The following is a 12,384-nucleotide window of genomic DNA, read 5'->3' on the forward strand; positions in this document are numbered from 1 at the left end:
CGGTAGATGTCAAGACTACCGGCCGGCTAATCAGTGTTAGATTGACGAGGCCCGACCCAAAGACTGTCCGTAGTGCAAAAAAGTGATATTTTAGGCGGCAGGCAAGCGATCAACTGACGCGCGCTAGTACATTTTTGGCGTCCGAAAAATCAGGGGCGTCAGTCCCTTGTCCAAATGAATTCAAAATTGGTTCGAGCAAGGCCCGGGCGGCCGAATCCCTGCCTGTGGCAGACCAGTATCGCGCCAGGCTTGCGGAGGCTCGCAGCTCCCACAGCTTTGCTGTTTGGTTTCGCGCAATCTCGATCGATTGCTTCAGATGCTTTTCGCCCTGTTCAGCCAATCGCGGCGCGGTTTCCAGAAGGATTTCACCTTTAATCCGGTGAAGTTCAGCGTCAAGCCAGACCTCGCCTGTTTTCGATGAAACCGTCAAGGCGGTGTCGATGTGCCGCAAGGCATTTTCGCTATCTCCGGCGCGAGCGTAAGCCTCCGCGACCAGTCCGTGTATGTTCCAGAGCGCGACACTTGAGGCGCGGAGAGTTGAAATAGCCTCGTTCAGCTGGGAAATCCCGTAATCAAATTCTCCCCGATGTACAGCAATCCAACCGGAGTAACAGCGGCCGCGCGCGAGCCAATACGGAAACCGCTGCTCCTCACATAACTCGACGAGTTCGGTAGCTCTTTCAGCGAGCAACTCTTCATTGCGAGTGAGCCAGGCGTGCCGGCATCCAACTGTCAGAGCTACTGCGATCGACGGCATATGTTGCAACTGGCGTGCTCGCTGGATTCCCTTCATGGCCTCTGCGGTTGATTGTTCAAATTGCCCGAGACAAGCAAGTTGTAGGGACAGGAAGCATCGAGCAAGAACTTCGTTGTCCTGTGGATGCAGGCCTTCGAGGGGCACCGACCCTCTATTCTTGATTTTGGCTAGACATCCCTCAAAGATTTGCCGTGCTTCGACAAAGCGTCCAGCAAATCCGTAGTTCATGCCGAGTGCTGTAGAAGCCTGCCCCCAGACGAGCGGCTCGGCCTGGTGATCCGCCAATGCGACCATTTCCTGAGCGACTTTCAGCGAGCCAGGTAGATCACCTACATGAGATTTGTACGCCCACTCTCCAAACAGGGCACGAATCAGCAGTTCGTTTCGGCCCGCACCGCGGGCAAGTGTAACAGCCCTTTCAGCGGCGTTCACAGCGTCTGCACCGCCATAACCGTGAGTGACGACTCCTACGGTCTGCAGCGCGAGTAATAGTTTGGCTTCCAGCCCACAACGCGCCGGTCCGTCGGGCAGCGACTTTAAGAGGCGCATCCCCTGTTCCAAATGAGCGCGGGCCTCCTCCATTGCGGAACGAGTAATCGACAACTCACCAGCCCGCGTGGAATGGTTTACTGCCCGCTCAACCAGGCCCGCCTGTGCGCAATGGTAGGCCAATAGTTCGGGGCAGATGTCATCCGCATGCGGGATGAGCTGATGAATGGCCTGCACTGCTCTGGAATGTATCGTGCAACGGCTCGAGTGCAGAAGACTCTCGTAGGCAGCGTCCTGCAATAACGCATGCTTGAAAAGATAGTTGGCATCAGGCGGCTCGCCGCGCCGAAAGACCAGACCGGAAACTACAAGCTCATCGAGCGCCTGAAGTAAAAGCTCTTCCGGCTGCTGAGCTATCGCGGCGATCAGTTGGTAAGAGAACTCTCGACCGATCACCGCCCCGCATTGCGCAACAAATTTCGCGCCCGGTAGACGGTCCAAACGCGCCATAAGCGAAGCCTGGAGCGTCGGCGGGATAGAGACGATCGGCTGCGTCGTCGCCGAAGCATTGGCTCGTTCCACAACACTTTTCGTGAGTTCCTCGATGTAGAGCGGTACGCCTTCAGCCTGAGTTGCAATGCGATCTAACAGCTCGTCATTCAGCGCTGCTGCGCCGGCAACGTAACCCGCGATTGCAACCGCCTGTTTCCGCCCCACTTTGCTGAGAGTCATCAAAGTGACGCCAACACGATCGGTCCAGGGTACGCGGAATTCTGGCCGTGAGGTTGCAATCACAAGGACAGGCAGAGCCTCAATGCCATTAATCACAAGTTCAAGCAGATCTCGCGTTGTAGGGTCAGCCCAGTGCGCGTCCTCAAGGATCATCAATACCGGGCGACTTTCAGCCAGGTTCCGCAATTGGCGAAGAAGCGCTTCGAGCGTTTTTTCCTTCTTTCGTTGAGGACTTAATTGAGACGTATGAAACTGATGCGGTGGGGAAATCGAGAGCAACTCCGAGAAGAGCGAAAGCTCTTCAGCCGGTAGAGGGTTAGATAACAGCACCTCAAGCTTCGTCAGTTGTTCTTGTTCCGGATCGTCGGTCCCGAATTTGGCAGCGTGCCGAAGCTGCGCAATGACTGGATGAAGCGAGGTGTCCTGACTATGTTGCGAACAGAAATACTGCAAACAAATGTAGTTTTCGTGACGCAAACGATCCATCATCGCCTGTACTAAACGAGACTTGCCTATTCCGGCGTCACCCGAAATCCAGGCAAGGCGACCCTCACCCGAGCTCGCCTGCTTCCACCTGCGGAGAAGAAACTCCAACTCTTCATCTCGGCCGACCATTGGGGGCAAGGGAGCGGTATGCAGAGCCTTGAAGCGGCTTCGCGCTTTGCTCTCTCCGTAAATCCGCCACGCGTGGATCGGAGATGCAAAGCCTTTTAGCGTCACTTCCCCGAGATGATCGCAAGAGAACATCCCTCCAATTTGCTTGCGTGTTTCTTGCGAAACGACGAGTGTCCCTGGCTCTGCCAGGGTTTGAAGACGAGCTGCAAGGTGTGGCGTGTCTCCAACTATCTCGTGCTCGGAAGAAGTTCCCAGTAGCAAAAACTCGCCCGCGACGACCAGACCGGTGGCAATACCAATCCGCACCAGCAGCTTTTCACCTTCAATCGGCGCTCGGGCAAGAGCATCGATTACTGCGAGGCCTGCTCGCACCGCGTGCTCGGCGCAAGCCTCATTCCCTTTCGGCCAACCAAAATATACCACAGCTCCGTCACCTATACGGTGCCTTACGAAGCCTTCAAACTTAGCGACTGTCGCAGAGATAAGGGCATGGTATCCGGCCAGTATCTGTCGAAAGGTTTCGGGGTCCAGCCGCGTTCCAAGTGCCGTCGATCCCACGAGATCGCAGAACATGACGGTCACTTCCCGACGCTCGGCATTGGGAAGCGGTTGGTCACCCGCTTGCTGACCTGTCAAAGGTGAACCACATTCGCCACAGAAGGAATCGCCGCGGAGGTTCTCGCGGCCGCATGCTCCGCAACGCTGCCCTAGCGATGCACCGCAGGAGCTACAGAACTTCTGTCCTTCGACAGGCCCGGCACCACAAGCGCGACAGATCATTGGCAAGCCAAAACTTGAAGAAATTTGCGCGTAACTTGCGTCACGTTACCACATTGTTCGCACTTTGGCAGGGTGCATGTGTTGTCACTGTGCTATTAAGCGGCAGGCTTGGCAGTGGCCTTTGTTAGCTGGGGAAGTACATGTCGATGGTCGATCCTGTTAGACCGATGCCAATTGCAGGTGTCCGTGTTATTGACCTGTCACGTTTCATCGCCGGTAATATGCTTACCGTGCTTCTGGCCGATTTTGGAGCCGACGTGGTCAAGGTGGAGGACCCGATTAAGGGCGACCCGCTTCGAGAATTGCGAGACAACGGTTTAAGCACCCATTGGAAGGTGTATGGTCGCAACAAGCGCAGCGTTGCCCTTGATTTACGTTCCGACCGGGGAAAGACCTTGCTGCTTGACCTTGTCGAAGGTGCAGACGTCCTTGTCGAGAGTTTCAAGGTAGGCACTCTGGAAAAAATGGGGCTCGGGCCGGATAAGCTTTTGGAACGCAATCCAGGCTTGGTGATTGTACGCATATCGGGTTACGGCCAGACAGGGGCATATCGAGATCGTCCGGGATTCGGAAGCCTGATCGAAGCAATGTCTGGTTTCGCAGCAAAGAACGGCTTTCCCGATCGGCCGCCGACGTTGCCAAACATGGCGCTTGGAGACATGGTGGCTGGGGTCTATGGCGCCTTCGCTACTATGGTTGCGCTTCGGCATAAGGAGCGCGGCGGGCCGGGCCAGATCGTCGACCTTTCGTTATTGGAACCACTATTGTCGATCCTGGGGCCGGATCCCGCTATATACGCGTTTACAGGCAAAATACCGGAACGAACGGGAAGTCGTTCGGGCGCAGTTGCCCCACGCAACGTGTACAACTCCAAGGATAAAAGATACGTCGCGGTGTCGGCTTCTACTCAATCAATGGCTGAGAGGCTGTTTACCGTTCTTGGACAGCCCGAGTTGATCCATGATGTTAGATTCCGTACGAATTCCGATCGACTCAGAAACGTTGACCAGCTTGACGAACTTATCCAGGCGTGGATTGCCGAACGAAGCCAGGATGAATGCCTCGACATTCTCACAAAGGCTGAGGTAACCGCGGGGCAGGTTTGCGACGTTCGGGAGCTAATCGAGGATCCGCATGTGAGATCGCGTGAGGCTCTCATAGAATTCCCCGATGAAGATGCTGGAACAATACTGATGCACAACGTTGTTCCACGCCTTTCCCATACTCCTGGCGCTGTTCGCCGTGCCGCTCCGGATCTTGGCGCCGACACGGTGGTAGTGCTCGGCGAGGTCGGCTACACGGCTGAACAAACTGCGGAGCTCGCGCGTCGCGGAGTGGTCGGCATCACGAGAAAAAAACAGAAAGATAAGCGAACACCGGCGTGATGCCGGTGGTCGACGATTAAAGCTCGATCTGTTCGGCGATATTTAGAGCGTCATCCACCTCAATCCCGAGATATCGGACTGTACTCTCCAGCTTCGTATGGCCGAGGAGGAGTTGCACTGCGCGAAGGTTGCCTGTCTTGCGATAAATCTGTGCGGCCTTCGTACGCCGCATGGAGTGGGTGCCATAACAGGCCGACTCTAAGCCGATGCTTTGACCGGCCGCTTTTGGCGCAATGCGGTCATTCGCAAAACGTATAATTTCGGCTATCTTGATACGGGTAGCAGCGCGAAGCAAATCATGCACCGCGTCAATCAGGTTCCAGACGGGTTTTGCGGCAGGCGGGTTCGTCGCCGCTGAATTGGAGGATTCCGATGACCACGACGCTGACGATCAATGGCGAAGCGAAGTCGTTCGACGCGCCCGCGGACATGCCGCTGCTCTGGGTGCTGCGTGACGTGCTCGGCATGACCGGAACCCAGTTCGGCTGCGGGATTGCCCAATGCGGTGCGTGCACGGTGCATATCGACGGCAAGCCGGTGCGTTCCTGCATGCTGCCGGTGGGCGCGGTGCGCGATCGCGCCGTCACCACCATCGAGGGCGTCGGCGCTTCGCCGGTCGGCGCCAAGGTGCAGAAGGCCTGGCTCGATCTGGAAGTGATCCAGTGTGGCTATTGCCAGTCGGGCCAGATCATGTCGGCGGCGGCCCTGCTCGCGGCCACCCCCAATCCCGACGACTCCGACATCGACGCGGCGATGGCGGGCAATATCTGCCGCTGCGGAACCTATGTGCGTATTCGCGCCGCCATCAAGCAGGCGGCTTCGCAACGTCAGTCGTAGGAGCGGATCATGGCAGTTGCCGAGAAAATCTTCGACGGGCTTTCACGCCGTGCCGTGCTGACCGGCGGTCTGGCCGGCGGAATTCTGCTCTCATTCCATCTTCCTGTGCGCGCCTTTGGTGTCAACGAGCCGGTGCAACCGCCGGACGATACCGCCGGCAAGTTCGCGCCAAATGCTTTCATCCGCATCGATGCCGGCGGCACGACGACGCTGGTGATGCCGCAGGTCGAGATGGGACAGGGGGTCTACACCTCGATATCCATGATTCTGGCGGAAGAGCTCGACGCCGATTTCTCGCGCCTGGCGCTGGAGCACGCGCCGCCCAGCGACAAACTCTACGGCAATCCGATGTTCGGCATTCAGGCCACCGGCAATTCCAATTCGATCCGGGCGTGGTGGCCACACTTGCGCGCTGCCGGCGCGAGTGCACGCGCCATGCTGGTCCAGGCCGCCGCGCAACAATGGCAGGTCGATCCGGCAAGCTGCACGACCGCCAATAGCGAAGTCATGCACAAGGACAGCGGACGCAAGCTTTCCTATGGCGAGTTGGCGCTCGCAGCGAGCAGCGAGGTACCGCCAAAGGATGTCCCGCTGAAGGACCCGAAGGATTTCGTGCTGATCGGCAAGCCGCTGAAGCGGCTCGACACCCCCGACAAGGTCAACGGCAAGGCCGTCTACGGCATCGATGCGATACTGCCCAACATGAAGTTCGCAACGCTGAAGGCCTGTCCGGTATTCGGCGGCAAGGTCGCCAAGGTCGACGACAGCGCTGCCAAAAAAATCCCGGGCGTGCAGAAGATCGTGGTGCTCGACGATTTGGTCGCCGTGGTCGGTGATCACATGTGGGCGGCCAAGAAAGGCCTCGATGCGCTGGTGATCGACTGGGACGAAGGCCCGAATGCGCACATAAGCTCGACCGATATCTGGCGGGATCTGCGCGCCGCGAGCGAAAAGGACGGCGCGGTCGCCAAGTCCGCCGGCGATATCGTGAAGGGTCTTGCCACCGGCGACCGGCTGGATGCCGCTTACGAACTGCCGTTTCTTGCGCATGCGACCATGGAGCCGATCAACGCCACGGTTCATGTCACCCCCGATTTGTGCGAGGTCTGGACCGGCACGCAAGTCATGACCCGGGTGCAGTCGGAGGCGGCGAAGGCGGCCGGCCTTCCGGTCGAGAAGGTGATCGTCAACAACCACCTGCTCGGCGGCGGTTTTGGGCGCAAGCTCGAACCCGACATGGTGGTCGCAGCCGTTCGCATCGCCAAGCAGGTCGATGGTCCGGTCAAGGTGGTGTGGACCCGCGAAGAAGACATCCAGCACGACGTCTATCGTCCGGTCTACCGCGATAACATTGCCGCGACGCTGTCCGACGGCAAGATCGTCGGCTGGAAGTATCGCGTCAGCGGCTCAGCGATCATGGCGCGTTGGTTTCCGGCGGGATTCCAGAACGGCGTCGACATCGACGGCGTCGATAGCGGCATCGACATGCCCTATGACATCCCGAATTTTCATGTCGAATTCGTGCGGGCCGAGCCGCCGGCGGTGCCGACCGGGTTCTGGCGCGGCGTCGGTCCCAACAACAATGTCTTCGCCATCGAATCCTTCATGGACGAACTGGCCAAGAAGGCCGGCAAGGATCCGGTCGATTTCCGCCGCGGCATGCTTGGCAAGAATCCGCGCCTGCTGGCCGCGCTGAATCTCGCAGCGGAGAAGTCCGGTTGGGGCCAGCCGTCGCCGGATCGCGTCGGGCGGGGCGTCAGCGTGCAGCCGTCGTTCGCCAGTTTCATCGCGACCGTGGTGGAAGCCGAGATCGACGAGTCAGGCGAGGTGAAGTTGCGCCGCGTCACCTGCGCGGTGGATACCGGGATTGCCGTCAATCCCGATACGGTCGTGGCGCAGCTCGAAGGCGGGCTGATCTTTGGCCTGACGGCAGCCCTCTATGGCGAGGTCACCATCGACAAGGGTCGCGTCCAGCAATCTAACTTCAACGACTATCGTATGCTGCGCATCGATCAGGCGCCGAAGATCGAGGTTCATGTCATCGAGAGCGGGGAGGCGCCCGGCGGCATCGGCGAGACCGGCGTCACCGCGGGGCCGCCGGCGCTGCGCAACGCGATCTATGCCGCGACGGGCGTCGCCTTGCGTCGGCTTCCCATCGACCGCGCCATGATAGCCGCGGGGAAAAAGTCATGAGCCCGGCCGCGCGCCGCATTCTCGTCAGCGTTGTCGCCATCGTGGCGGCTGCGCTGGCGGCCGGCCTTTGGATCTTGCGTGGTCCCGGTCCGATGGCGTTCGCGGATGGTCCGAAAGTGGCGCTGGCGGATTACAGGGCCGCCGACCCCACCGGCGTTCCGGCTTCGCTCGCCAAAGCAAACCCGGTCGAACGCGGTGCGTACCTCGCTCGGGCAGCGGACTGCATGGTGTGCCACACAACCCAGGGCGGCCAGGAATACGCCGGCGGCCTCGGGTTCAAACTGCCTTTCGGCACGCTGTACTCGACCAACATCACGCCCGACAAGGAAACCGGAATCGGCAATTACACCGACCAGGATTTCCTGAACGCGGTTCATCGTGGAACGAGACGGGATGGCGCGCCGCTTTATCCGGCGATGCCGTTTACATCTTATACCTACATGTCAGATGCGGATGCGCTGGCGATCAAGGCCTATCTGTTCAGCCTGTCGCCGGTTCGCGCTACCGCTCCTGCCAATACGCTGCCGTTTCCGTTCAACCAGCGCTGGGCGATGAACTTCTGGTTGGGGCTGTTTAATCCGGATACTCGCTTTGAGCCGGATGCCTCGAAAAGTCCGGAATGGAACCGCGGCGCCTATCTCGCTGAGGCACTGGCGCATTGCGGTGAATGCCATACGCCGCGAAACCTGGCGTTCGCACTCAACAGTCGCAGGAAATTTGCGGGCGCCGTGACGGCGGGCTGGCGCGCCTTCAACATCAGTTCTGACAAGGCCACGGGCATTGGCGGCTGGCGCGACGAGGATCTCGTGGCCTATCTCGCGGTCGGACATGCCGATGGTCACGGCACTGCGTCAGGCCCGATGGGCGAAGCCGTCGACCACAGTTTCAGCCAGCTGGCGCCGGAAGATATTCGGGCCGTGGTGGCGTATTTGCGGACCGTGCCCCCGATCATCTCGCCCGATCTGCCGGCGACGCTGGCGCCGCCGGCACCCGCGTCGCACAGGCAAGGCGGCGGCACGGCGGATGCGCGCGGCAAAGTGATATTCGAAGGCGCCTGCGTCAGTTGCCACGGCTGGACCGGCGAGAGCTCGATCTCGCCCTTCGCCACGCTTACCGGCGCCTGGGCGGTCAATGACCCCGGTGCCACCAACGTTGCGCAGATCGTGATTTCCGGAACCCGGCGGCATACCGAAGGGGCGGTCTCGATGCCGGCGTTCGGCAACGCCTATTCCGATGCCGAGATCGCGGCGGTGGCCAATTTCGTCACGGCACGCTTTGGCAGCAAGCCGTCACAGATCACCGCGCAGGACATTGCGGGGCTGAGGAAGCAAACATCGCAATGATCCCTGGCGGGAGGCCGCTAGTGGCGCGAAGCGGCCGTTTGCACGCAAATCGCCTCCCGACGGAAGATTTTCGCGTGACCGGACACTCGACTAAAATCATTGAACTAGCCTCGGCGGTGCGCCGTCAGGTCCAGCTTGGTGGATCTGGCGACATTCAATCCGCCGATCCGAGATGAGCCCGTTGGACAGCAGAAAAAGGTCGTGAGATATTGACCTTCCGGGACGGCGATCACGATGATTGACTACCCCCCAGTCGGCCGTATGGAAAGCGGCCGTCGGTTGGGCCGAACGATAACGATCACGCTAGGTGGAAGCGATGGCGCGACTTCGAGCGAATTTGGGTGTGTGGCTGGCAGGTCTGCTTGCGGGGTTGGCGACCGTCAGCGCCGTGCCTGCGGCGACAATGGTCGAAGTTGCCGCTTCGGCTTGCGGCGGCCTTGCCGGCGCTTCAGATGCAGTGCGGATCGATTCTGCCACGCTGCTGGCGCCTTCTCAACTTGCAGTGTCTGAGCGCGCGCCGACGCCGGCATCGCGCATCGCACCGGCCAATCCGGCGCTCTGCAAGGTGCTCGGCCATATCGAGCCGACTGATCCCGAGGCGCCGCCGATCGGGTTTGAGGTGAACCTGCCGGTCGAATGGAACGGTCGCTCCGTGCAATATGGCGGAGGGGGCTTCAATGGCACTCTCATCACTGCGCTTGGGTTGCCGCCGGCCTATCCTTTCGACAAACCGTCACCGCTCGCGCGCGGCTTCGTTACCTACGGCACGGATTCCGGACACGAAGCCAAGACCGGCGAGCCGCCGCAGGCCTTTGCGCTCAACGACGAAGCATTCGAGAATTTCGCGTACCGTTCATACAAGAAAGTGCGCGATGCGGCCGTCGCGTTGATGGTGCGCGCCTACGGGAAGCGGCCGGAAAAAATGTATTTCATGGGATCGTCCGAAGGCGGCCGCGAGGCGCTGACCATGGCGCAACGCTACCCGAATGATTTTGACGGCATCTTTGCGCGTGCCCCTGTCATCAACTGGGTTGGATTGCAGCATGCAGGCTTGCGTTCGGGGCTTGTAACGATGGATGAGGGCTGGATCCGTCCAGCACAGGTGAAGCTTGTCGCCGACGCCGTGCGGCAGATCTGCGACAAGGCCGACGGCTCTGAAGATTCGCTGGTTGAGAATCCCGTAAGCTGCAAAGCGACATTCAAGGCGGGTTCGCTGCGTTGCGCCAGCGGCCAGAGTGGCGATCAGTGCCTGACGGACGCGCAGATCAAGGCAGTCGACACGCTGCATGCGACCTACAAATTCGCATTCCCCCTCGCCAACGGCCTCGATGACTATCCGGGCTGGGGCGTGTCGGGAGAAGACACGCCGTCTTTCGGTCCGACCGGTGGATGGATCGCCTGGTGGCTAGGCACGGCGGCGCCCGCGCAGCCGCCGACGCCGAACAACGGCATCGCCTGGGTCTACGGTGCCGGCGGCATTCAGTATGTCTTCGCCCGCGACCCCAAGCTCGACGTCACGACGTATAGACCCGAGGAACACAAGCAGCGACTGCTCGAAGTCTCGCAACTCATGGATTCGACAGATCCCGATCTCGGCCGTTTCCGTGCGCGGGGTGGCAAGCTGATTATGCTGGAGCATATGTCCGACTATGCGCAGAGCCCCTATGCTGGCATCCGCTATTTCGAAAACGTCGAGCGGAAGCTGGGAAAGGCGGAGACTGCAGAGTTCGCAAGGCTCTACACGGCGCCTGGCGTCGACCACGTCGGTTCCGGCGCGCCAGCGAATGTCGACATGCTGGGCGTGCTGGTCGACTGGGTCGAGAAGGACCACGCGCCGGGCGATCTCGAAGTCGTCGAGCAGAAGGTCGAAGCGCCTGCGTTTGCTATTCTCCGTGCGTTGCCGCTGTGCCGATGGCCAACCTGGCCGCACTACAAATCAGGCCTCGTAACCGACGCGTCGAATTTCTCTTGTGCGCCGTAAAGCAATTTATGCGTACTCATCACGTTAGCACGTGGAAAAACTGTAGCGCGATGTAATCTAATCGACAGCTTCTGGCGCGAAGCGGCCGTTCGCCGGGGATAGGTCCACGGACCCACGTTCCTAAGATTGGATTTGCCCCTCATGACTGCGACCAGCAGTCAAATCCGCGCCTCGTTGGGCAGCAGTCCGCTCACGGTGACGGTCGCAAAATCGACAAGAGCGCCTAGATTGTTTGCATGAAAAGCATCGGATTTCTATCGTTCGGGCATTGGACGCCCTCCTCTCAGTCGCAGACGCGCTCGGCGTCAGATGCGCTTTTGCAATCCATCGACCTCGCCGTTGCCGCCGAGGAACTGGGCGCGGACGGGGCCTATTTTCGGGTCCATCACTTCGCCCGCCAGCTTGCCTCGCCTTTCCCACTGCTGGCGGCCGTTGGTGCGAGGACCAGCCGTATCGAGATCGGGACGGCAGTGATCGACATGCGCTACGAGAACCCACTCTATATGGCCGAGGACGCTGGTGCCGCCGATCTCATCGCCGGCGGGCGCCTGCAGCTCGGTATCAGCCGAGGCTCGCCTGAACAGGTGGTCGATGGATGGCGCTATTTCGGTTATCAGCCGGCCGAGGGCCAGACCGACGCCGAGATGGGGCGCCGTCATGCGGAGGTCTTCCTCGACCTTTTGCGCGGCGAAAGCTTCGCGCAACCCAATCCCCGTCCCATGTTCCCAAATCCACCGGGCCTGCTCCGCCTCGAGCCATATTCTGAAGGCCTGCGCGAGCGGATCTGGTGGGGTGCCGGGTCGAACGCTACCGCGGTATGGGCAGCAAAGCTCGGGATGAACCTGCAGAGCTCGACGCTCAAGAATGACGAAACAGGCGAGGCCTTCCACCTGCAGCAGGCCGCCCAGATCCGGGCCTACCGCGCTGCCTGGAAGGAGGCGGGCCATGCACGGGAGCCCCGCGTCTCCGTCAGCCGCAGCATCTTCGCCCTGGTCGATGATCGCGACCGCGCCTATTTCGGACACGAGGGTCAAGGGGAAGACCAGGTCGGATTCATCGACGACAGGACGCGAGCGATCTTCGGCCGCAGTTACGCGGCCGAGCCGGACGTACTCATCGAGCAACTTCGTAAAGACGAAGCTATCGCCGAGGCCGACACGTTACTGTTGACTGTCCCAAACCAACTCGGCGTTGTCTATAATGCCCATGTCATTGAATCGATTTTGACACACGTGGCCCCGGCTCTCGGTTGGCGCTAAGCCCTATTGGGGG

Annotated in this window: 7 protein-coding genes and 1 pseudogene; 6 read left to right on the plus strand and 2 right to left on the minus strand. The window is 60.1% G+C overall.

What is annotated here, in order from left to right; genetic code table 11:
• Positions 1–109 precede the first annotated feature (109 nt).
• Positions 110–3,373, minus strand: a complete 3,264-nt coding sequence (locus E7813_RS22305; protein ID WP_291577439.1) for an adenylate/guanylate cyclase domain-containing protein — start codon at positions 3,371–3,373, stop codon at positions 110–112.
• Positions 3,374–3,513: 140 nt separating this feature from the next.
• On the opposite strand from E7813_RS22305, the gene E7813_RS22310 reads away from it, so the two are divergent.
• On the plus strand, positions 3,514–4,758 hold the full coding sequence (locus E7813_RS22310) for a CoA transferase (protein ID WP_291577440.1): 1,245 nt from the start codon (positions 3,514–3,516) through the stop codon (positions 4,756–4,758).
• Between the two features lie 16 nt (positions 4,759–4,774).
• On the opposite strand, the pseudogene E7813_RS22315 reads toward E7813_RS22310, so the two are convergent.
• Positions 4,775–4,969: pseudogene (locus E7813_RS22315) on the minus strand (tyrosine-type recombinase/integrase); the annotation flags it as partial.
• Between the two features lie 161 nt (positions 4,970–5,130).
• Between E7813_RS22315 and E7813_RS22320 the strand changes: the two are divergent.
• The 5 genes from E7813_RS22320 (at position 5,131) to E7813_RS22340 (ending at position 12,371) form a co-directional block, all read left to right on the plus strand.
• Positions 5,131–5,595 (plus strand): (2Fe-2S)-binding protein, encoded by a 465-nt coding sequence (locus E7813_RS22320; protein ID WP_291577441.1) that lies wholly within the window; start codon positions 5,131–5,133, stop codon positions 5,593–5,595.
• Positions 5,596–5,604: 9 nt separating this feature from the next.
• Positions 5,605–7,788 carry a xanthine dehydrogenase family protein molybdopterin-binding subunit gene (locus tag E7813_RS22325; protein WP_291577442.1) on the plus strand — a complete coding sequence of 728 codons (2,184 nt, stop codon included), beginning with the start codon at positions 5,605–5,607 and terminating at the stop codon, positions 7,786–7,788.
• Entirely contained in the window at positions 7,785–9,131 is a 1,347-nt protein-coding gene (locus E7813_RS22330) for a cytochrome c (protein WP_291577443.1), read from the plus strand. Before E7813_RS22325 ends, E7813_RS22330 begins: the two co-directional genes overlap by 4 nt.
• Before the next feature lie 316 nt (positions 9,132–9,447).
• On the plus strand, positions 9,448–11,112 hold the full coding sequence (locus tag E7813_RS22335; protein WP_291577444.1) for a tannase/feruloyl esterase family alpha/beta hydrolase: 1,665 nt from the start codon (positions 9,448–9,450) through the stop codon (positions 11,110–11,112).
• A gap of 236 nt (positions 11,113–11,348) precedes the next feature.
• Positions 11,349–12,371: an LLM class flavin-dependent oxidoreductase gene (locus E7813_RS22340; RefSeq protein ID WP_291577445.1), complete on the plus strand. Its 1,023-nt coding sequence runs from the start codon at positions 11,349–11,351 to the stop codon at positions 12,369–12,371.
• Positions 12,372–12,384: the final 13 nt, after the last annotated feature.

The sequence above is a fragment of the Bradyrhizobium sp. genome, from assembly GCF_004799405.1.
Classification (GTDB): Bacteria; Pseudomonadota; Alphaproteobacteria; order Rhizobiales; family Xanthobacteraceae; genus Bradyrhizobium.

Coding starts and splice junctions, on each gene's coding strand:
- E7813_RS22305 (WP_291577439.1), bottom strand. CDS start 3,373: ATGATCTGTCGCGCTTGTGGTGCCGGGCCTGTCGAAGGACAGAAGTTC.
- E7813_RS22310 (WP_291577440.1), top strand. CDS start 3,514: ATGTCGATGGTCGATCCTGTTAGACCGATGCCAATTGCAGGTGTCCGT.
- E7813_RS22320 (WP_291577441.1), top strand. CDS start 5,131: ATGACCACGACGCTGACGATCAATGGCGAAGCGAAGTCGTTCGACGCG.
- E7813_RS22325 (WP_291577442.1), top strand. CDS start 5,605: ATGGCAGTTGCCGAGAAAATCTTCGACGGGCTTTCACGCCGTGCCGTG.
- E7813_RS22330 (WP_291577443.1), top strand. CDS start 7,785: ATGAGCCCGGCCGCGCGCCGCATTCTCGTCAGCGTTGTCGCCATCGTG.
- E7813_RS22335 (WP_291577444.1), top strand. CDS start 9,448: ATGGCGCGACTTCGAGCGAATTTGGGTGTGTGGCTGGCAGGTCTGCTT.
- E7813_RS22340 (WP_291577445.1), top strand. CDS start 11,349: ATGAAAAGCATCGGATTTCTATCGTTCGGGCATTGGACGCCCTCCTCT.